General features: G+C 53.2%; 16 protein-coding genes and 4 tRNA genes. 18 read left to right on the top strand and 2 right to left on the bottom strand.

Translation table 11 applies throughout. The features are described 5' to 3' along the window. Positions 1 to 104: 104 nt before the first annotated feature. Complete coding sequence (gene rep / locus E0L21_RS20300) at positions 105 to 2,126, top strand: DNA helicase Rep (RefSeq protein ID WP_131412670.1); 2,022 nt, start codon at positions 105 to 107, stop codon at positions 2,124 to 2,126. Positions 2,127 to 2,314: 188 nt separating this feature from the next. On the opposite strand, the gene gppA is transcribed toward rep, so the two are convergent. Together gppA and rhlB are read right to left on the bottom strand one after the other, a co-directional pair. Further along, entirely contained in the window at positions 2,315 to 3,799 is a 1,485-nt protein-coding gene (gppA, locus tag E0L21_RS20295) for a guanosine-5'-triphosphate,3'-diphosphate diphosphatase (RefSeq protein WP_131412668.1), read from the bottom strand. A gap of 4 nt (positions 3,800 to 3,803) precedes the next feature. Then, positions 3,804 to 5,072, bottom strand: coding sequence for an ATP-dependent RNA helicase RhlB (rhlB, locus tag E0L21_RS20290; protein WP_131412666.1), 1,269 nt, complete (start codon positions 5,070 to 5,072; stop codon positions 3,804 to 3,806). Between the two features lie 144 nt (positions 5,073 to 5,216). On the opposite strand from rhlB, the gene trxA reads away from it, so the two are divergent. From trxA to E0L21_RS20200, 17 genes are all read left to right on the top strand, one after another. Next, positions 5,217 to 5,546 (top strand): thioredoxin TrxA, encoded by a 330-nt coding sequence (gene trxA / locus E0L21_RS20285; RefSeq protein WP_017459713.1) that lies wholly within the window; start codon positions 5,217 to 5,219, stop codon positions 5,544 to 5,546. 343 nt (positions 5,547 to 5,889) lie between these two features. Next, positions 5,890 to 7,149, top strand: a complete 1,260-nt coding sequence (gene rho / locus E0L21_RS20275; protein WP_004386383.1) for a transcription termination factor Rho — start codon at positions 5,890 to 5,892, stop codon at positions 7,147 to 7,149. A 244-nt stretch (positions 7,150 to 7,393) separates the two neighbouring features. Further along, positions 7,394 to 8,497 (top strand): UDP-N-acetylglucosamine--undecaprenyl-phosphate N-acetylglucosaminephosphotransferase, encoded by a 1,104-nt coding sequence (gene wecA / locus E0L21_RS20270; RefSeq protein WP_131412664.1) that lies wholly within the window; start codon positions 7,394 to 7,396, stop codon positions 8,495 to 8,497. A gap of 13 nt (positions 8,498 to 8,510) precedes the next feature. Next, positions 8,511 to 9,557, top strand: a complete 1,047-nt coding sequence (gene wzzE / locus E0L21_RS20265) for an ECA polysaccharide chain length modulation protein (protein WP_131412662.1) — start codon at positions 8,511 to 8,513, stop codon at positions 9,555 to 9,557. Positions 9,558 to 9,612: 55 nt separating this feature from the next. Continuing rightward, positions 9,613 to 10,743 carry a non-hydrolyzing UDP-N-acetylglucosamine 2-epimerase gene (wecB, locus tag E0L21_RS20260; protein WP_131412660.1) on the top strand — a complete coding sequence of 377 codons (1,131 nt, stop codon included), beginning with the start codon at positions 9,613 to 9,615 and terminating at the stop codon, positions 10,741 to 10,743. Next, a complete protein-coding gene (wecC, locus tag E0L21_RS20255; protein ID WP_131412658.1) occupies positions 10,740 to 12,002 on the top strand; it encodes a UDP-N-acetyl-D-mannosamine dehydrogenase in 1,263 nt (420 codons plus the stop codon). Before wecB ends, wecC begins: the two co-directional genes overlap by 4 nt. A 24-nt stretch (positions 12,003 to 12,026) precedes the next feature. Next, on the top strand, positions 12,027 to 12,704 hold the full coding sequence (gene rffC / locus E0L21_RS20250; protein WP_131412656.1) for a dTDP-4-amino-4,6-dideoxy-D-galactose acyltransferase: 678 nt from the start codon (positions 12,027 to 12,029) through the stop codon (positions 12,702 to 12,704). A gap of 4 nt (positions 12,705 to 12,708) precedes the next feature. Next, positions 12,709 to 13,839 (top strand): dTDP-4-amino-4,6-dideoxygalactose transaminase, encoded by a 1,131-nt coding sequence (gene rffA / locus E0L21_RS20245; protein WP_131412654.1) that lies wholly within the window; start codon positions 12,709 to 12,711, stop codon positions 13,837 to 13,839. Between the two features lies 1 nt (position 13,840). Next, on the top strand, positions 13,841 to 15,091 hold the full coding sequence (wzxE, locus tag E0L21_RS20240) for a lipid III flippase WzxE (protein WP_131412652.1): 1,251 nt from the start codon (positions 13,841 to 13,843) through the stop codon (positions 15,089 to 15,091). Next, positions 15,088 to 16,167, top strand: a complete 1,080-nt coding sequence (locus E0L21_RS20235) for a TDP-N-acetylfucosamine:lipid II N-acetylfucosaminyltransferase (protein WP_131412650.1) — start codon at positions 15,088 to 15,090, stop codon at positions 16,165 to 16,167. Before wzxE ends, E0L21_RS20235 begins: the two co-directional genes overlap by 4 nt. After that, positions 16,164 to 17,516, top strand: coding sequence for an ECA oligosaccharide polymerase (gene wzyE / locus E0L21_RS20230; RefSeq protein WP_131412648.1), 1,353 nt, complete (start codon positions 16,164 to 16,166; stop codon positions 17,514 to 17,516). The genes E0L21_RS20235 and wzyE overlap by 4 nt, the downstream gene beginning before the upstream one ends. A gap of 12 nt (positions 17,517 to 17,528) precedes the next feature. Continuing rightward, entirely contained in the window at positions 17,529 to 18,269 is a 741-nt protein-coding gene (wecG, locus tag E0L21_RS20225; RefSeq protein ID WP_131412646.1) for a lipopolysaccharide N-acetylmannosaminouronosyltransferase, read from the top strand. Positions 18,270 to 18,527: 258 nt separating this feature from the next. Then, a complete protein-coding gene (thrP, locus tag E0L21_RS20220; protein ID WP_131412644.1) occupies positions 18,528 to 19,913 on the top strand; it encodes a bifunctional threonine/serine APC transporter ThrP in 1,386 nt (461 codons plus the stop codon). Positions 19,914 to 20,015: 102 nt separating this feature from the next. Beyond that, a tRNA-Arg gene (locus E0L21_RS20215) sits at positions 20,016 to 20,092 on the top strand. Between the two features lie 69 nt (positions 20,093 to 20,161). Next, positions 20,162 to 20,237 (top strand) — tRNA-His (locus E0L21_RS20210). Positions 20,238 to 20,265: 28 nt separating this feature from the next. Beyond that, positions 20,266 to 20,351 (top strand) — tRNA-Leu (locus E0L21_RS20205). A 38-nt stretch (positions 20,352 to 20,389) separates the two neighbouring features. Continuing rightward, positions 20,390 to 20,466 (top strand) — tRNA-Pro (locus tag E0L21_RS20200). Positions 20,467 to 20,800 lie beyond the last annotated feature (334 nt).

Genomic DNA, 20,800 nt, shown 5'->3' with positions numbered 1-20,800 from the left:
GCAGATTTGTCCCCCGTCACTTACATGAGTAAGCGGCTGGAGATTCGCGGCCTGAATGACTTTGTGTATATTTTCCCTCCAGACTTTTCATTGAGTGATTTTTTATGCGTTTAAACCCCGGACAACAACAAGCCGTCGAATTCGTCACCGGACCATGCCTGGTGCTGGCGGGAGCGGGATCCGGTAAAACACGCGTGATCACCAATAAAATCGCCCATTTGATCCGCGGCTGTGGCTATCAGGCGAAACATATTGCGGCGGTAACCTTTACCAATAAAGCTGCGCGTGAGATGAAAGAACGTGTTGCGCAGACGCTGGGGCGCAAAGAGGCGCGCGGGCTGATGATCTCCACTTTCCACACGCTGGGGCTGAATATCATCAAACGTGAGTTTGCCGCGTTGGGGATGAAATCTAACTTTTCCCTGTTTGACGACACCGATCAGGTCGCGTTGCTGAAAGATCTGACCGAAGGGCTGATCGAAGACGACAAATTGGTGCTGCAACAGCTGATCTCGACGATCTCAAACTGGAAAAACGATCTGATGACACCACAACAGGCCGCTGCGCGCGCAAACGGTGAACGCGATCGTATTTTTGCTCATTGCTACGGTCTGTACGACGCCCATATGAAGGCGTGTAACGTACTCGATTTTGACGACCTGATCCTGCTGCCGACGCTGCTATTGCAGCGCAATCAAGAGGTGCGCGAACGCTGGCAGAATAAAATTCGTTACCTGCTGGTGGATGAATATCAGGACACCAACACCAGCCAGTATGAGCTGGTAAAGCTGTTAGTGGGCCAGCGCGCGCGCTTCACCGTCGTGGGTGACGATGACCAGTCTATTTATTCATGGCGCGGCGCGCGGCCACAAAACCTGGTGCTGCTGAGCCAGGATTTCCCGGCATTGCAGGTGATTAAGCTGGAACAGAACTACCGCTCTTCCGGGCGCATCCTGAAAGCGGCGAATATCCTCATCGCCAACAACCCACACGTTTTTGAAAAGCGGCTCTTTTCTGAACTGGGTTACGGTGCGGAGCTAAAAGTGCTCAGCGCCAACCATGAAGAGCATGAAGCCGAGCGCGTGACCGGTGAGCTGATTGCTCACCACTTCGTGAACAAAACCGAATACAAGGATTATGCGATCCTCTATCGCGGCAACCACCAGTCGCGCGTGTTCGAAAAATTCCTGATGCAGAACCGCATCCCGTACAAGATTTCCGGCGGCACCTCGTTCTTTTCGCGCCCGGAAATCAAAGATCTGCTGGCCTATTTGCGGGTATTGACCAATACGGATGATGACAGTGCGTTTTTGCGAATTGTGAATACGCCAAAGCGTGAAATTGGCTCGGCAACGCTGCAAAAGCTGGGCGAATGGGCGATGTTGCGAAATAAGAGCCTGTTTGCCGCCAGCTTTGACGTTGGTCTGAACCAGACGCTGACCGGGCGCGGCTATGACGCGCTGACGCGTTTTACTCACTGGCTGGGCGAGGTTCAGCGCTTGTCGGAGCGCGAGCCTATCGCGGCGGTACGCGATTTAATTCACGGCATTGATTACGAATCCTGGTTGTTTGAAACATCCGCCAGCCCGAAAGCAGCGGAGATGCGCATGAAAAACGTCAACACGCTATTCGGCTGGATGACAGAGATGCTGGAAGGCAGCGAACTGGATGAGCCGATGACGCTGGCGGAAGTCGTCACGCGCTTTACCCTGCGCGATATGATGGAGCGCGGCGAGAGTGACGACGAATCCGATCAGGTACAGTTGATGACGCTGCACGCTTCTAAGGGCCTTGAATTCCCGTATGTTTTCCTAGTTGGTATGGAAGAGGGGTTATTGCCGCACCAGAGCAGTATCGATGAAGATAACGTCGATGAAGAACGGCGGCTGGCTTATGTGGGCATTACCCGTGCGCAGAAAGAGCTGATTTTCACCCTCTGCAAAGAACGCCGCCAGTACGGTGAGTTAGTCCGCCCGGAACCGAGCCGCTTCCTGCTGGAACTGCCGCAGGACGATTTGATTTGGGAGCAGGAACGGAAAGTGGTCAGCGCCGAAGAGCGCATGCATAAAGGCCAGGCCAACGTGGCGAATATTCGCGCGATGCTGGCGAAAGCGAAGGACAAATAAAAACTCACCTTCATTGAAGGCAGTGTGGATTACGCCCTCGAAGAGCGGGCTGAAAAAGTTAAAAAGAAGCGTCTGCCCGCTCCGTTAGATTAAAACCCGACAGAGCCAAAACCCGTTGCTGCCAAGTGATTTAGTGAGTAATAAAAAAGCCCGCAGCGGGCGGGCCATATTCTGTTTCTGTGTGAGGGTTACTGGATTTCCAGCGACCAGTGCACGTAACTCTGCCACTGGCTTTCCTGATCAATCAGTTCTGCGCCAAGCGGGTGACTTGCCAGCCACCCTTGCGGTAGCGTCAGCACCAGCTTCTCTCCCTGCGCGGTAACCGCAATATCCGGCAGCAGATCATCGCGACGACGGCTGGCGAAAATAATGGCCAGACGAAGCAGACGACAAAGGTGCTCTGCCACGCGCGGCGGCACGGCGTTTTGCTGATGGAGCGACGAGAGATCCACAGCGTTCGTCTGGTTAAGCAGCAATGTCGCGAGCAGTTTCTTTTGCGCGGGAGTAAACCCTGGCAGATCGAGATTACGTACCAGCCATGCCGCGTGTAGCGGTGCTTGCTTAAACTCAATGCTCAAACCAATTTCATGCAGTTCGCAGGCAACTTTCAGAATTTCGATGCTGTACGCATCTAATTCCCACACTTTAGCGACGCTCTGCGCAAAACGCCCGGCCAGCGTTGTCACGCGGCGGGATTGATCGGTATCGATAATAAAACGGCGTTGAATATTGCGCAGCGTGCGGCTACGAATGTCTTCATCTACCGCCAGGTGCAACATGCCGTAGACCAGACCTTCGCGTAATGCGCCACCGGCCAGCGTCATGCTTTCAATATTCATTTCGGTGAAGATAGCGATAAGGATGGCCAGACCGCTCGGGAACACCAACGCGCGTTCGAGTGTCAGGCCTTCGATTTCCAGCTCTTCAAGCCGTCCGCACTGTATGGCGCGCTGCTTAAGCTGCTGCAATTTAGCGAGGGTGATGCGCTCATCCATGCCCTGCGCCATCATGATTTCTTGCAGCGCCTGAACCGTACCCGATGCCCCGACACAAACTTTCCAGCCGTGGTGGCGAAGCTCATCGGCCACCGGGCGCAACACCTCACAAGCGGCTTGTTCGGCGGCGGCAAAATTTTCCTGCCCGAGGTTGCGGTCGGTAAAAAAGCGCTCAAGCCAGGTGACGCAGCCCATCGACAGGCTGAAAAGGGAGGTTGTTTGTGCACCGGTGCCAGTGACCAACTCTGTACTGGCACCGCCAATATCAACGACCAGACGCTGATCCGCACCACCCGTAGTGTGCGCAACGCCTTGATAAATCAGCCGCGCTTCTTCCTCGCCGCTAATGACCTGCACCGGGCAGCCCAGGATTTCTTGCGCTTTGTCGATAAATTCCTGCGCGTTAACCGCCAGGCGCAACGTGGCTGTTGCTACGACGCGGATTTGCTCCTGGGGAATATCCTGCAGACGTTCGGAAAACAGCCGCAGGCACTGCCACCCTCGCTCCATCGCTTCCTGAGAAAGACGATTGTCGGGGCTTAACCCTGCAGCCAGGCGAACTTTGCGTTTGATGCGCGAAAGCGTCTGAATGCTTCCCGCCACCTCGCGCACAACCAGCATATGAAAACTGTTGGATCCAAGATCAATAGCGGCATAGAGCGAGGCGGAACCGAGCATATTTTTAACCTGAACGACGACGATTACGTGGAGCGCCACCGCTGCGGCGCGGGCCGTTGCCAGAGCGTGCTCGCGTCAAACGTTTTGGCGGTGGCAGCTCGCTGAGCAGGGCATCCGGATCGTATTTGCTGACCGGAATCGAGTGCCCGATATAGGTCTCAATCGCCGGCAGGTTCAATGCATACTCTTCACAGGCAAGGCTGATTGAGTTGCCGCTGGCACCAGCGCGACCGGTACGACCGATACGGTGAACGTAATCTTCACAATCGTCCGGCAGATCGTAGTTAAAAACGTGCGTGACTGCAGGAATATGCAGACCACGTGCAGCAACGTCAGTCGCGACCAGAATGTCGAGATCGCCACGCGTGAACTCATCAAGAATACGCAGGCGTTTTTTCTGCGCGACATCGCCGGTCAGCAAACCAACACGATGACCATCTGCGGCCAGGCTGCCCCAGATATCTTCACAGCGGTGTTTGGTATTGGCGAAGATAATGGCGCGATCTGGCCATTCTTCTTCGATCAGCGTTTGCAGCAAGCGCATTTTCTCGTCGTTAGACGGGTAGAAAAGCTCTTCTTTAATACGGTGGCCCGTTTTTTGTTCCGGCTCCACTTCGACATATTCGGCGTTATTCATCTGCTCAAACGCCAGCTCACGCACCCGATAGGACAGCGTGGCGGAGAAGAGCATGTTCAAACGTGAAGTCACTGGTGGCATACGGCGGAACAGCCAGCGGATATCTTTGATAAAGCCCAGATCGTACATACGATCTGCTTCGTCCAGCACCACGACCTGGATCGCGCCCAGGTTAATATGGTTCTGTTTGGTGTAATCGATCATTCGGCCCGTGGTGCCGATTAAAATATCGACGCCGCTTTCCAGCACTTTCAGCTGTTTGTCATAGCCGTCACCGCCGTAAGCCAGACCCAGCTTCAGGCCAGTTGTTTGCGCCAGCGGTTCTGCATCGGCATGAATTTGTACCGCGAGTTCACGTGTCGGCGCCATGATAATCGCGCGCGGCTGGTTCACTTTACGGTCTTCGATTGCCGGGTGAGAGAGTAGATAATGAAACGTTGACGTTAAAAACGCCATCGTTTTGCCGGTACCGGTTTGCGCCTGACCTGCAACATCACGGCCCGCCAGCGTCAGCGGAAGAGCCAGAGCCTGAATAGGCGTGCAATTATGAAACCCTTTTTTTTCAAGGGCTTCGATCACCTTTGGGTGCAGGGCGAAGTCGGTAAACTTCTGTTCTGTTAAATGTGTTTTGCTCATAGTGTGGTAGAATATCAGCTTACTATTGCTTTACGAAAGCGTATCCGGTGAAATAAAGTCAACCTTTAGTTGGTTATTGTGGCATCAACACGCTGCTGTTTTATGCTACACCAACATGCCAGGCTTATTCCTGTGGAGTTATATATGAGCGATAAAATTATTCACCTGACTGACGATAGTTTTGACACGGATGTACTCAAAGCGGACGGGCTTGTGCTCGTTGATTTCTGGGCAGAGTGGTGTGGACCGTGTAAAATGATCGCCCCGATTCTGGATGAAGTCGCTGATGAGTATGAAGGCAAGCTGACCATTGCGAAGCTGAACATTGACCAGAATCCGGGCACCGCGCCGAAATATGGCATTCGCGGTATCCCGACCCTGCTGCTGTTTAAAAACGGCGAAGTTGCAGCAACCAAAGTTGGCGCCCTGTCTAAAGGCCAACTGAAAGAGTTCCTGGACGCCAACCTGGCGTAATCCAGGCTCCGCCGGCGCGCCAGCAGTCCTAAATTTTGGGGATCGCTGGACGCCCGGCTTCAGCCGTGCTAATTTAGTTTTGACTTCGTTTTGAACATACCTTTAGTTGTTTGAATCTAGCATTACCCCGATACTTCCCGCAGAGCAATACCATCGCGAGAGAAGTCGACAGATTCCGGGCTTATCACTTATTCCGTCTTATCGTTTCAGTTCTGCGTACTTTCCTGTGACCAGGCACCGATCAGACATAAGTTGATGGCCGTTAACAGGCATGGATGACCCTGCCATACCATTCACAACATTAAGTTCGAGATTTACCCCGAGTTTAAGAACCCACACCATTATGAATCTTACCGAATTAAAGAATACGCCGGTTTCTGAGCTGATCACTCTCGGCGAAAATATGGGGCTGGAAAACCTGGCCCGTATGCGCAAACAGGACATCATTTTCGCCATCCTGAAGCAGCACGCGAAGAGTGGCGAAGATATCTTTGGCGATGGCGTGCTGGAGATTCTGCAGGATGGATTTGGTTTCCTCCGCTCCGCAGACAGCTCCTACCTCGCCGGCCCTGACGACATCTACGTATCCCCCAGCCAAATCCGCCGTTTCAACCTCCGCACTGGTGACACCATTTCAGGTAAGATTCGCCCGCCTAAAGAAGGTGAACGTTACTTTGCATTGCTGAAAGTTAACGAGGTGAACTTCGATAAGCCGGAAAATGCGCGCAATAAGATTCTGTTTGAAAACTTAACGCCGCTGCATGCGAACTCTCGCCTGCGTATGGAACGTGGTAATGGCTCGACGGAAGACTTAACCGCACGCGTACTGGATCTGGCGTCGCCGATCGGTCGTGGTCAGCGTGGTCTGATTGTTGCACCGCCAAAAGCCGGTAAAACCATGCTGCTGCAGAACATCGCGCAGAGCATTGCTTACAACCATCCAGACTGCGTACTGATGGTGCTGCTGATTGACGAACGTCCGGAAGAAGTAACCGAGATGCAACGTCTGGTTAAAGGCGAAGTAGTTGCTTCCACCTTTGACGAACCGGCTTCCCGCCACGTGCAGGTTGCAGAAATGGTTATCGAGAAGGCCAAGCGCCTGGTCGAGCACAAGAAAGACGTTATCATTCTGCTGGACTCCATTACCCGCCTGGCGCGCGCTTACAACACCGTTGTTCCGGCTTCCGGCAAGGTGTTGACCGGTGGTGTCGACGCGAACGCCCTGCACCGCCCGAAACGCTTCTTCGGTGCCGCGCGTAACGTGGAAGAGGGCGGCAGCCTGACCATTATCGCGACCGCGCTGATTGATACCGGTTCGAAAATGGACGAAGTGATTTACGAAGAGTTTAAAGGCACCGGTAACATGGAACTGCACCTCTCGCGTAAAATCGCTGAAAAACGTGTCTTCCCGGCGATTGATTACAATCGTTCCGGTACGCGTAAAGAAGAGCTGCTCACCACTCAGGAAGAGCTGCAGAAAATGTGGATCCTGCGCAAAATCATTCACCCGATGGGTGAGATCGACGCCATGGAGTTCCTCATTAACAAGCTGGCAATGACGAAGACCAATGATGAGTTCTTTGACATGATGAAGCGCTCTTAATATAAATAAACCTCGGAAACGCCACGTTTTTACGTGGCGTTTTTTATTTGCGAGCTATACGCTATATGCACTGGGACAGGCATTGTCCGAGGCTGGCCGCTCAAGAGTGATAGATAAATCTGTTGAATATCTCGTTCGGTTGAAAAACAGACAATAAAGCTTGTAAACGACCTGCTTTCTCATTTTATAGGGCATGGCAACGTCGTTATACTGCCAGAATTAACATTCGCTGAGAGCATCCATTGTGAATTTACTCACTGCGTTTACTGAATTATTCAGTATTTTCTTGTTCACAACCGTCTTTTTGTTTGTTGCTCGTAAAATGGCAAGACATGTCGGATTGGTGGACAAACCCAACTATCGTAAACGGCATCAGGGATTGATCCCTCTTGTTGGGGGAATCTCAGTATTCGCAGGGGTCTGTTTTACGTTTAGTATCACAGATTATTACATTCCCCATGCTGCTCTTTATCTCTGCTGCGCCGGTGTTTTGGTCTTTATCGGTGCGCTAGACGATAGATTTGATATTAGTGTAAAAATCCGTGCTGCTGTCCAGGCGACTATTGCCATAGTGATGATGGCAGTCGGCAAGCTTTATCTCAGCAGCCTCGGCTATATTTTTGGTTCATGGGAAATGGTGCTGGGGCCTTTTGGCTACTTACTTACCCTGTTTGCAGTCTGGGCGGCAATTAACGCGTTCAATATGGTTGACGGTATTGATGGTTTGCTGGGCGGGCTTTCCTGCGTCTCTTTTGCTGCTATCGGCGTGATTTTATTGTTAGATGGCCAGCTTAGCCTCGCAATGTGGTGCTTTGCCATGATTGCGGCTATTTTGCCTTATATTCTGTTGAATCTGGGCGTGTTGGGACGACGTTACAAAGTCTTTATGGGGGATGCGGGCAGTACATTGATTGGTTTTACGATCATCTGGATTTTACTGCAAACGACGCAAGGCCCTATCCACTCAGTTAGCCCGGTCACCGCGTTATGGATCATTGCCATTCCGCTGATGGATATGGTAGCGATAATGTTCCGTCGACTACGTAAAGGAATGAGCCCATTTTCACCAGATCGCCAGCACATTCATCATCTCATCATGCGCGCGGGGTTTACTTCCCGTCAGGCCTTCGTGCTGATAACTCTCGCAGCGTCCCTTCTGGCCAGCATTGGTGTCGTCACGGAGTATCTTCGTTTTATTCCTGAATGGGTGATGTTGGCATTATTTTTGCTATGCTTCTTTTTGTATGGCTACTGTATTAAGCGCGCATGGAAAGTGGCGCGCTTTATCAAGCGAATTAAACGCAGAATGCGCCGTAATAGCGATTCTAAATCAACACTAACCAAGTAAAACCGGGAAAGCGATGATTCAACCAGCGTCAGGAACACCTTCGATGGGTACGGAAAACGAACTGGATATCCGGGGCTTATTCCGTACTTTGTGGGTAGGGAAATTATGGATCGCGGGAATAGCACTGCTGTTTGCTTTACTCGCCTTAATCTGGACTTTCTTTGCGACTCAGGAATGGGGAGCCACCGCGGTTACCGACCGCCCTACCGTCAATATGCTGGGAGGTTATTATTCCCAGCAGCAGTTCCTGCGCAATCTGGATGACAAAGCGAACCAGACACCTACCGATCAGATATCGGTCATGGATGAGGCGTACAAAGAGTTCATTATGCAACTCGCCTCGTGGGATACGCGCCGCGATTTCTGGTCGCAGACGGATTACTACAAACAGCGCCTTGTCGGTAACAGCAAAGCGGATGCGGCGACGCTCGACGAGCTCATCAATAACATTCAATACACGCCTGGAGATGTTGTCCGCAACCTTAATGATAACGTGAAGTTGATTGCTGAAACCGCGCCAGATGCCAACAACCTTCTGCGTCAGTATGTCGCTTTTGCCAGCCAGCGGGCCGCCAGCCATCTTAACGATGAGCTGAAAGGAGCCTGGGCCGCGCGTACTATCCAGATGAAAGCACAGGTTAAACGCCAGGAAGAAGTGGCAAAAGCGATTTTTAACCGCCGTCAACACAGCGTTGAGCAAGCACTTCAAATCGCTCAACAGCACAACATTTCCCGCACTGAGACAGAAGTTCCACCAGATGAACTGCCAGATTCAGAACTGTTTATGCTGGGCCGTCCAATGCTACAAGCGAGGCTGGAAAACCTGCGGGCAGTGGGGCCACAGTTTGATCTGGACTATGATCAAAATCGGGCAATGCTGAATACGCTTAACGTTGGTCCGACACTTGATCCCCGTTTTCAGACATATCGTTATTTGCGTACGCCGGAAGAACCGGTAAAACGCGACAGCCCGCGTCGTGCTTTCCTGATGATCATGTGGGGAATTGTTGGTGCGTTAATCGGCTCCGGAATTGCATTAACACGCCGCCGTTCGAATTAAACGCCGTCTGAGATGAAGGCTCCGCGCCTTCATCCTCTAATCGAAGAGAATCGTTGTGAAAGTACTTACCGTATTTGGCACAAGGCCAGAAGCCATCAAAATGGCTCCGCTGGTACATGCGCTGGCAAAGGATCCAGACTTTGAAGCAAGAGTTTGCGTCACTGCGCAGCATCGGGAGATGCTTGATCAGGTGTTAACTCTCTTCTCTATTGTTCCGGATTACGATCTAAACATTATGCGGCCAGGACAAGGGCTTACGGAGATTACCTGCGGCATTCTTGAAGGGTTAAAGCCCATCCTTGAATCCTTCCGCCCCGACGTGGTGCTGGTGCATGGCGACACGACAACGACGATGGCGGCGAGCCTTGCCGCGTTTTATCAGCGTATTCCTGTCGGGCATGTTGAAGCGGGTCTGCGTACTGGCGATCTCTCTTCCCCCTGGCCAGAAGAGGCAAACCGCACGTTGACTGGTCACCTGGCGATGTATCACTTTGCGCCGACGGAGAACTCCCGCCTCAATTTACGCCGTGAAAATGTTGCGGATAACCGGATTTTTGTCACTGGCAATACTGTTATTGATGCGCTTTTCTGGGTTCGCGACAGCGTGATGAACACCCCTTCGCGCTATGAGGAGCTGGCGGCGCGTTATCCGTTCCTCGACAGAGATAAAAAACTCATTCTTGTCACCGGGCATCGCCGCGAGAGTTTTGGCCGTGGTTTTGAACAAATTTGCCATGCGTTAGCAGATATCGCCGCGCAGCATGATGATGTGCAAATTGTCTATCCGGTCCATCTGAATCCCAATGTCAGGGAGCCAGCTAGCCGTATTCTCGGTCACGTTGAGAACGTTACGCTAATAGAGCCCCAGGATTACCTGCCGTTTTTGTGGTTGATGAATCATGCCTGGCTGATCCTGACGGATTCGGGTGGCATACAGGAAGAGGCCCCTTCGCTCGGCAAGCCGGTGCTGGTGATGCGTGATACCACCGAACGCCCGGAAGCCGTTGATGCGGGTACGGTTAAACTGGTTGGCACGGATCGCCAGCGCATTGTTGAAGAGGTCTCGCACCTGCTTCATGACAACGATGCCTGGCAGGCAATGAGCCGCGCGCACAACCCTTATGGTGACGGGCTGGCCTGTGGCCGCATTTTGCACGCACTTAAAAATAATCGGGTAACATTATGAGCTTTAAAACCATTTCCGTTATTGGCCTGGGCTATATTGGTCTGCCTACCGCAGCGGCGTTTGCGTCACGGCAGAAGCAGGTTGTTGGCGTCGATATCAACGCCAATGCGGTAGAAACCATTAACCGTGGCGAAATCCATATCGTCGAGCCGGAACTGGGAAGTGTGGTGAAATCGGCAGTAAATGGCGGTTATCTTCGAGCGAGCACCACACCTGTCGCCGCAGATGCTTACTTGATCGCCGTGCCAACACCGTTTAAAGGCGAGCATGAGCCAGATATGGCCTATGTTGAGGCGGCGGCTAAATCCATCGCGCCAGTGCTCGGCAAAGGCGCGTTAGTGATCCTTGAATCGACCTCGCCGGTAGGGGCAACAGAGCAGATGGCGCAGTGGCTTGCCGAAGCGCGCCCGGATCTCACTTTCCCGCAGCAGGCGGGTGAAAGCGCTGACATCAATATCGCCTACTGCCCGGAGCGCGTGCTGCCGGGGCAAGTCATGGTTGAGCTGATTAAAAATGATCGCGTTATTGGCGGGATGACGCCGGTTTGTTCGGCGCGTGCCAGCGAGCTGTACAAAATTTTCCTCGAAGGCGAATGCGTGGTGACTAACTCGCGCACCGCTGAAATGTGCAAACTTACCGAAAACAGCTTCCGCGATGTCAACATTGCATTTGCCAACGAACTGTCGCTGATTTGCGCCGATCAGGGGATCAATGTTTGGGAGTTGATTCGCCTGGCGAACCGCCATCCGCGTGTCAATATTCTCCAGCCTGGTCCTGGCGTCGGCGGGCACTGTATTGCCGTTGATCCGTGGTTTATTGTCGCGCAGAACCCGCAGCAGTCGCGGCTTATCCGCACCGCGCGTGAAGTTAACGACTTTAAACCGCACTGGGTGTTGAATCAGGTCAAAGCGACGGTTGCAGATTGCCTGACGGCCAGCGGCAAGCGCGCCAGTGAAATCAAAATCGCCTGTTTCGGGCTGGCCTTTAAGCCCAATATCGATGATTTGCGTGAAAGCCCGGCAATGGAAATTGCCCTCGACATCGCGCAGTGGCACAGCGGTGAAACGCTGGTGGTGGAACCGAATATTCACCAGCTTCCGGCTAAGTTCGCTGGACACGGCACGCTGGTAAATACCCATGATGCGCTGGCGCAGGCCGATGTGCTGGTGATGCTGGTTGATCATAACGAGTTTAAAGCGGTGGAGAGCACCAGCATTCATCAGCCGTTCGTTGTCGATACCAAAGGTGTCTGGCGCTAAGCGAGTGAGTATAAAGGGAACAGCATGGTTATTCACGGCACGGTAGAAGAACTGGCTTGGGAAAGCCGCTTTTTTAGCTTGCGTAGCGCGATTGTTCGCCTGCAACCTTCGGCTCCTGCGTTGACCAGCGCGGATTTTGCTAATTGGGCGCGTGTGCAGGTGAAACTGCCGGCATCGCAGCCCCACCAGTTAGATGCGTTGCAGCAACTTGGTTTTCAACTGGTCGAAGGCGAGATTGACCTCTCACTGGCGGTAGAGGAACAGGGCATCGATCCGGCGGCTGATGTGGCGACACTTGCGGACATCCCTGTGCTACGCCAGATGGCAGCCGACATTTTTGTGCAGAGCCGATTTCGCGCCCCCTGGTATCCAGCAGAGGCGAGCGGGCGTTTTTATGCACAATGGATTGAAAACGCGGTAAAAGGCGAGTTTGACCATCAGTGCCTGGTATTTCGTAACGCGCAGGGCGATATCACGGGCTTTGTCTCGTTGCGCCAGCTCAACGAACAGGAAGCGCGCATTGGCCTGTTGGCCGGGCGCGGCATGGGCGAAAAATTAATGCAGGCGGCGTGCCACTGGGCGCGCCAGCGCGAGCTAAAACGTGTGCGGGTGGCGACTCAGCTTGGGAACACTGCCGCACTTAAACGCTATATTCAGAGCGGGGCGAATATTGAAAGCACCGCCTTGTGGCTATACAGGTGACTCTATGATCCCCTTTAACGCCCCACCGGTGGTGGGAACGGAACTCGACTACATGCAGTCGGCGATGGGCAGCGGTAAGTTATGCGGCGATGGCGGTTTTACCCGCCGCTGCCAGCAGTGGATGGAGCAGCGTTTTCACAGCGCGAAAGTCTTGCTGACGCCTTCCTGTACTGCATCGCTGGAGATGGCCGCGCTGCTGCTGGATATCCAGCCCGGCGATGAAGTGATCATGCCGAGCTACACCTTCGTTTCGACTGCCAATGCGTTTGTGCTGCGCGGTGCGAAAATCGTCTTTGTTGATATCCGCCCGGATACCATGAACATTGATGAAACGCTGATCGAAGCCGCCATCACCGAAAATACTCGTGCCATTGTGCCGGTGCATTACGCGGGTGTTGCCTGCGAAATGGATACCATCATGGCGATTGCCAAACACCATAATCTGTATGTGGTGGAAGATGCCGCACAGGGTGTGATGTCGACCTATAAAGGACGAGCGCTGGGCACGATCGGTCATATTGGTTGCTTTAGTTTCCATGAAACCAAAAACTACACCGCTGGCGGCGAAGGCGGCGCGACGCTGATTAACGATCGTGCGCTGGTGGAACGAGCAGAGATCATTCGTGAGAAAGGCACTAACCGCAGCCAGTTCTTCCGTGGCCAGGTGGATAAATACACCTGGCGGGATATCGGTTCCAGCTATCTGATGGCGGATCTCCAGGCTGCCTATTTATGGGCGCAACTGGAAGCGGCAGAACGCATTAACCAGCAGCGTCTGGCGCTGTGGCAAACCTATTACGACGCGTTAAAACCGCTGGCGCACGCAGGTCGCATTGAGCTGCCCTCGATCCCTGCGGAGTGTAGCCACAATGCGCATATGTTTTATATCAAGCTACGCGATGAAGCCGACCGTAGTGCGCTGATTGCTTTCTTGAAAGAAGCGGAAATCCTCGCGGTGTTCCACTATATCCCGCTGCATGCCTCACCGGCCGGTGAAAAATTCGGCGAATTCCACGGCGAAGATCGCTACACCACACAAGAAAGTGAGCGTTTGCTGCGTCTGCCGCTGTTCTACAACCTGGCACCGGTTAATCAGCGCACTGTTATCAGCACGCTTCTGAGCTACTTCAACTGACATGTCGCTGGCAAAAGCATCGATATGGACGGCCGCCAGCACGCTGGTCAAGATTGGCGCGGGCTTGCTGGTGGTCAAATTGCTTGCGGTGGCGTTTGGGCCGTCAGGCGTCGGGCAGGCGGGCAATTTCCGCCAGCTTATTACCGTGCTGGGCGTGCTGGCAGGTGCCGGGATTTTTAACGGCGTAACGAAATTTGTCGCGCAATATCATGATGATCCAGCGCGCTTGCGTATCGCTGTCGGCACCTCATCCGCCATGGTATTGGGGTTTTCGACGCTGCTGGCGCTGATTTTCCTGCTGGCGGCTGCACCGATTAGCCAGGGATTATTCGGTCATAAAGATTATCAGGGACTGGTGCGGCTGGTGGCGCTGGTGCAGATGGGGATTGCTTGGGCGAACCTGCTGCTGGCTGTGATGAAAGGTTTCCGCGATGCAGCAAGTAACGCGCTGTCGCTGATTATCGGCAGCGTGATCGGCGTGCTGGCATGGTTTCTCTGTTTCAAACTGGGCGGCTATCAGGGCGCACTGCTAGGAATGGCGCTGGTACCGGCGCTGGTGGTTATCCCGGCTATGATCATGCTGATGCGGCGTGGCAGTGTTCCGCTGGCGTACTTTGCGCCGCGATGGGACAACGGATTAGCGGGGCAGTTAAGCAAATTTACGTTAATGGCGCTGATCACCTCGGCGACCCTGCCACTGGCCTACGTGATGATGCGAAACCAACTGGCTGCGCACTACAGCTGGGATGATGTGGGGATCTGGCAAGGGGTCAGCAGTATCTCCGATGCTTATCTGCAATTTATCACCGCCTCGTTTAGCGTTTATCTGTTACCCACATTGTCCAGACTGACGACAAAAGCAGAGATCTCGCGCGAAATCGTTAAATCGCTGCGTTTTGTGTTACCGGCGGTGGCGGCAGTGAGCCTTTGCGTCTGGTTGCTGCGCGATGTGGCGATTTGGTTGCTGTTTTCCGACAAGTTCGCTGCGATGCGCGATCTGTTCGCCTGGCAGCTGGTCGGGGATGTATTGAAAGTGGGCGCTTACGTATTTGGTTATTTGGTTATCGCCAAAGCCTCACTGCGCTTTTATATTCTGGCGGAAGTGAGCCAGTTCGCGCTGTTAACGCTCTTTTCGCGCGTGCTTATCCCGGCGCATGGCGCTATCGGCGCAGCGCAGGCCTATATGGCGACCTACATTATCTATTTTGCCGCGTGTTGCGGCGCTTTTTTGATTTGGCGTAAGAAGGCATGACTGCACTGATTCACGTATTGGGATCGAATATCCCACACCATAACCAGACTGTTCTGCGGTTTTTTAACGAAAACCTTGCGGCCTTGGGCGCGTATGCCCGCGAATTTATGGTTGTCGGGCGCGACGAAGGGCAAAGCGCGGCGTATCCGGAATTGGCGCTGCACTTTTATGCCGATAAAAAAGCGCTGGCAAAAGCGGTCATCGCGCGCGCAAAAGCCGATCGTCAGCAACGCTTCTTCTTTCACGGCCAGTTCAACTTCGGCCTGTGGCTGGCGTTATTGCGCGGTGCTATCAAGCGCGAACAGTTCTACTGGCATGCTTGGGGAGCCGATCTGTATGAAGTGTCGCGCAGCCTAAAATTCCGTCTCTTTTATCCGCTGCGCCGTTTAGCACAACGCCGTGTGGGCTGCATTTTTGCGACACGTGGCGATCTGGCCTGGTTTGGGCAACGTAACCCCGCAGTGCGCGGCGAGCTGCTCTATTTCCCTACGCGTATGGATCCGGCGCTGAATACCATGGCGCATGAGCTGCAACGGGAAGGCAAACTGACGATTCTGGTGGGTAACTCCGGCGACCCGAGCAACGAGCACATTGCTGCATTGCAGGCGATTCACCGCCAGTTTGGCGATACGGTCAATATCATTGTGCCGATGGGTTACCCGGCAAATAACGACAGCTATATCACAGCGGTACGCAACGCCGGTCTGGCGCTATTTAGCGCAGATAATTTGCGTATTTTGAGTGAAAAAATGGACTTTGATGCTTATCTGGCACTGCTGGCGCAATGCGATTTAGGCTACTTTATTTTCGCCCGTCAGCAGGGAATCGGCACGCTTTGCTTACTGATTCAGGCTGGCGTTCCTTGCGTACTGAACCGGGAGAACCCGTTCTGGCGCGATATGGTGGCAGAAGATATCCCGGTGTTGTTTACCAGCGATGCGCTAAACGAATCGGTGATCCGCGAAGCCCGACGGCAACTGGTGGCGGTGGATAAAAATGCCATTACGTTCTTTAGTCCAAATTACATTACGCTTTGGCATAAAACGCTGCGTATGGCTGCGGGGATCGCCGGATGAGCCCACTTGAGTTTTGCGGACTGTTTATCATCTGGCTGCTGGCGACACTCTTTATTGCCACGCTGACCTGGTTTGAATTCCGCCGTGTGCGATTTAACTTTAACGTTTTCTTTTCGCTGCTGTTTCTGCTGACCTTTTTCTTCGGTTTTCCGCTGACGTGTGTACTGGTGTTCCGCTTTAACGTCGCCGTGGCACCGCCGGGAATTATGATGCAGTCATTGCTGGCGGCTGCGTGTTTCTATGGCATCTATTACGTCACATACAAAACGCGGCTGCGGGCAAAAGCCGAACAGGCGACACGTCGCCCGTTGTTCACCATTAACCGGGTGGAAGCGCATCTGACATGGGTGATGCTGATGATCATTGCGCTGGTGAGCGTAGGGATCTTCTTCATGCACAACGGTTTTTTGTTATTCCGCTTGCACTCCTATAGCCAAATCTTCTCCAGCGAAGTTTCCGGCGTCGCGTTAAAGCGTTTCTTCTACTTCTTTATTCCGGCGATGCTGGTGGTCTACTTCCTGCGTCAGAGCGCACAGGCGTGGCTGTTCTTTCTGGTCAGTACCGTGGCGTTTGGCCTGCTGACCTACATGATTGTTGGCGGTACGCGCGCCAATATTATTATCGCGTTCGCGATTTTCCTGTTTATCGGTATTATTCGCGGCTGGATTTCGCTCTGGATGCTGGCTGCGGCGGGCGTGCTGGGGATTGTCGGTATGTTCTGGCTGGCGCTGAAACGCTATGGCTTAAATGTCAGCGGCGACGAGGCGTTTTATACCTTTTTATACCTGACGCGCGATACCTTCTCGCCGTGGGAAAACTTGTCACTGCTGTTGCAAAACTACGACAAGATTGATTTTCAGGGGTTGGCGCCGGTTGTGCGCGACTTCTACGTGTTTATCCCTTCCTGGCTATGGCCTTCCCGGCCGGGCATTGTGCTCAACACGGCGAACTACTTTACCTGGGAAGTGCTCAACAACCACTCCGGACTGGCGATTTCACCCACGCTGATTGGTTCGTTAGTGGTGATGGGCGGCGCGTGGTTTATCCCGCCAGGCGCGGTGGTCGTGGGCCTGATCATTAAATGGTTCGACTGGTTATATACTTTAGGAAACCGGGAAACGAACCGTTATAAAGCCGCGATTCTTCATAGCTTCTGCTTTGGCGCTATTTTCAACATGATTGTGCTGACGCGCGAAGGGCTGGATGCGTTTGCCTCGCGGGTTGTGTTCTTCCTTGCCATTTTCGGCTTCTGCCTGTTGATGGCGAAACTGTTGTACTGGCTGTTTGACAGTGCAGGGCTCATACATCATCGCGACACGCGTGTGGTGAAACCCCTCTCCCAGGTGTGAAAAGGATTTAACATGACGGATAAGACGGCAGCGCCGCTGTATGACCTGCGCGGTCTGAAACTGGTTGGCTGGCGCGATATGCAACACGCGCTGGATTTTCTCTGTGCCGACGGGAAAATTAAACAGGGTACGCTGGTAGCGATTAACGCAGAGAAAATCCTGACGCTGGAAGATGACGCGCAAGTGCGCGCGTTGATCGAGGCGGCGGAATATAAGTACGCCGATGGCATCAGCGTCGTACGATCGTTGCGCAAGAAATTCCCGCAGGCGCAGGTTTCTCGCGTTGCGGGGGCCGATCTCTGGGAAAAACTGATGGCGCGGGCAGGGAAAACGGGCACACCGGTGTTTTTGGTGGGTGGAAAACCCGAAGTGCTGGCGCAAACAGAGCAGAAACTGCGCACGCAATGGCAGGTGAATGTGGTGGGAAGCCAGGATGGCTACTTTAGCCCGGCGCAGCGACAAGCACTGTTTGAGCGGATCCGCGATAGCGGCGCGAAAATCGTCACCGTCGCAATGGGCTCGCCGAAACAGGAGATTTTTATGCGCGACTGCCGTGCTGTCTGGCCTGATGCGCTGTATATGGGCGTGGGCGGTACTTACGATGTTTTTACCGGACACGTGAAGCGCGCGCCGAAACTCTGGCAGAAATTAGGGCTGGAGTGGCTGTATCGCTTATTGTCGCAACCGACGCGGCTGAAACGCCAGTTACGCTTGCTGCGTTATCTGCGCTGGCACTACAGCGGAAAACTCTAACACTCTCCCGGCGGCGTAATGCGCTGCCTTTTCCCTTCCGTTTGTTGTTTTATTGTGCATTACGCCTGTTTTTTTTATACATCGTTTGCCATTTCCCTCATTTTAAGAAACCATTCGCTCACTCATTGCAGTGCCGTGGTGTTTTTTGCGCCAGCCATCTCCGGGTCGGTGCAGCATGGCCTGTTATGAGCTGAGGAAATACTCATAACAATAACCCGCAGAGCGGGCAAAGAAAGAAGCAAACACAACAGAGGATTTATGGCCGAAAACAAACCAGAGCTTCAGCGTGGTCTGGAGTCTCGTCACATCGAATTAATTGCCCTCGGGGGCACCATAGGCGTAGGCCTGTTTATGGGGGCCGCCAGTACGCTGAAATGGGCAGGTCCGTCGGTATTGCTGGCGTATATTATCGCCGGTGTTTTCGTCTTCTTTATTATGCGTTCCATGGGCGAGATGCTGTTTCTGGAGCCGGTTGCTGGTTCCTTTGCGGTTTATGCGCATCGCTATATGAGCCCGTTCTTTGGCTATCTCACGGCCTGGTCCTACTGGTTTATGTGGATGGCGGTCGGCATCTCGGAAATCACCGCGATTGGCGTGTATGTCCAGTTCTGGTTCCCGGATCTTGCACAGTGGATACCCGCGCTGATCGCGGTGGGGCTGGTCGCATTGGCCAACCTGGCAGCGGTACGTTTGTATGGTGAAATTGAATTCTGGTTTGCGATGATCAAAGTCACCACCATTATTGTGATGATTGTCGTCGGCCTGGGTGTAATTTTCTTCGGCTTTGGTAACGGCGGTCACTCGATTGGTTTTGGCAACCTGACCGAGCATGGCGGTTTTTTTGCCGGCGGCTGGAAAGGCTTCTTAACAGCGCTCTGTATCGTTGTGGCCTCTTACCAGGGTGTCGAGTTGATTGGTATCACCGCAGGTGAAGCGAAAAACCCGCAGGTGACGCTGCGTAGCGCGGTCAGCAAGGTGCTGTGGCGCATTCTGATTTTCTATGTGGGCGCCATTTTTGTCATCGTCACTATTTTCCCGTGGAATGAAATTGGCACCAACGGCAGCCCGTTTGTACTGACCTTTGCCAAAATCGGTATCACGGCGGCGGCAGGCATCATTAACTTTGTCGTGCTGACGGCGGCGCTGTCCGGCTGTAACAGCGGGATGTACAGCTGCGGGCGTATGCTTTACGCGTTGGCGAAGAACCGCCAACTGCCGGCGGCGGTGGCTAAAGTGTCCAAAAGCGGCGTTCCGGCAATGGGTGTGACAATTTCCATCATTATTCTGCTGGTCGGCTCCTGCCTGAACTATGTTATTCCGAACCCTCAGCGGGTGTTTGTTTACGTATATAGCGCCAGCGTATTGCCAGGCATGGTGCCGTGGTTCGTGATTTTGATTAGCCAGTTGCGTTTCCGTAAGGCACATAAAGAGGCGATTGCCAGCCATCCGTTCCGCTCGATGCTGTTTCCGTGGGCAAACTGGTTAACCATGGCATTTCTTATTTGTGTGCTGGTAGGCATGGGCTTCAACGACGACACGCGTATGTCGCTGTTTGTCGGCATTATCTTCCTTGCTGCGGTCACGGTGGCATATAAGGTATTTGGCTTCCATCGGCAGGCTGTTACGCAACGGGTGGGTGAATAAGAGGCAAAATGCGCAAAGCATAACCAAACGCGCATTTTCTTCAAAAAAGCACTAGACAGCCGCGCCCGAAGTCCGTACTATCCACCCCCGCAACGGCGCTACGCGCCCGTAGCTCAGCTGGATAGAGCGCTGCCCTCCGGAGGCAGAGGTCTCAGGTTCGAATCCTGTCGGGCGCGCCATTTAAACCCGGCGCTTGAGCTGCGGTGGTTCGTGAAATACCACGATACCGCGTGAACAGATTTACAGTGGTGGCTATAGCTCAGTTGGTAGAGCCCTGGATTGTGATTCCAGTTGTCGTGGGTTCGAGTCCCATTAGCCACCCCATTATTTTGCAGTGCAAGTTTCGTGGAATGCGAAGGTGGCGGAATTGGTAGACGCGCTAGCTTCAGGTGTTAGTGTCCTTAGGATGTGGGGGTTCGAGTCCCCCCCCTCGCACCACAACTTAGATTGAACGAAAAATTCAAAAAGCAGTAAAACGGCGAGTAGCGCAGCTTGGTAGCGCAACTGGTTTGGGACCAGTGGGTCGGAGGTTCGAATCCTCTCTCGCCGACCAATTTTGAACCCCGCGTAAGCGGGGTTTTTTGTTTTTGTCTTTCCTGCCACTTCTTCTACATTTCGCGCCTTTCCATTCTCTTTTTTGCCTGTGTTGCTCCTGAACGACAATATGCATCTGCTGTGTCGTTTAACGGTGACATGCAACTTGCTGATTTTAAATGGCTATAGTAATTAGCCTGCTATTTGTCGCTATGCGGCGACACATTGGATTTTGGGAAAGGCAGCTAAGGCGTGGTGTCGGGGCAAGAAACGCTGAATTTGCTGATATTTTAAAAGGTTGCGCTCTGTAACATTAGTTAATGCAGTTATGGCACGATATGTGCAATAATCCA

It is taken from the genome of Kosakonia quasisacchari (assembly GCF_004331415.1).
In the GTDB taxonomy this organism is placed as follows: Bacteria; Pseudomonadota; Gammaproteobacteria; order Enterobacterales; family Enterobacteriaceae; genus Kosakonia; species Kosakonia quasisacchari.
Note: the sequence above shows the minus strand (reverse complement) of the source record. Positions and strands in the feature narration are given on the sequence as shown.

Excerpts from the sequence above, each read along its gene's own strand:
- rffC (WP_131412656.1), top strand. The coding sequence starts at position 12,027 with ATGGTTATTCACGGCACGGTAGAAGAACTGGCTTGGGAAAGCCGCTTT.
- gppA (WP_131412668.1), bottom strand. The coding sequence starts at position 3,799 with ATGCTCGGTTCCGCCTCGCTCTATGCCGCTATTGATCTTGGATCCAAC.
- trxA (WP_017459713.1), top strand. The coding sequence starts at position 5,217 with ATGAGCGATAAAATTATTCACCTGACTGACGATAGTTTTGACACGGAT.
- rffA (WP_131412654.1), top strand. The coding sequence starts at position 12,709 with ATGATCCCCTTTAACGCCCCACCGGTGGTGGGAACGGAACTCGACTAC.
- rhlB (WP_131412666.1), bottom strand. The coding sequence starts at position 5,072 with ATGAGCAAAACACATTTAACAGAACAGAAGTTTACCGACTTCGCCCTG.
- wecC (WP_131412658.1), top strand. The coding sequence starts at position 10,740 with ATGAGCTTTAAAACCATTTCCGTTATTGGCCTGGGCTATATTGGTCTG.
- wzxE (WP_131412652.1), top strand. The coding sequence starts at position 13,841 with ATGTCGCTGGCAAAAGCATCGATATGGACGGCCGCCAGCACGCTGGTC.
- wzzE (WP_131412662.1), top strand. The coding sequence starts at position 8,511 with ATGATTCAACCAGCGTCAGGAACACCTTCGATGGGTACGGAAAACGAA.
- wzyE (WP_131412648.1), top strand. The coding sequence starts at position 16,164 with ATGAGCCCACTTGAGTTTTGCGGACTGTTTATCATCTGGCTGCTGGCG.
- wecG (WP_131412646.1), top strand. The coding sequence starts at position 17,529 with ATGACGGATAAGACGGCAGCGCCGCTGTATGACCTGCGCGGTCTGAAA.
- rho (WP_004386383.1), top strand. The coding sequence starts at position 5,890 with ATGAATCTTACCGAATTAAAGAATACGCCGGTTTCTGAGCTGATCACT.
- E0L21_RS20235 (WP_131412650.1), top strand. The coding sequence starts at position 15,088 with ATGACTGCACTGATTCACGTATTGGGATCGAATATCCCACACCATAAC.
- thrP (WP_131412644.1), top strand. The coding sequence starts at position 18,528 with ATGGCCGAAAACAAACCAGAGCTTCAGCGTGGTCTGGAGTCTCGTCAC.
- rep (WP_131412670.1), top strand. The coding sequence starts at position 105 with ATGCGTTTAAACCCCGGACAACAACAAGCCGTCGAATTCGTCACCGGA.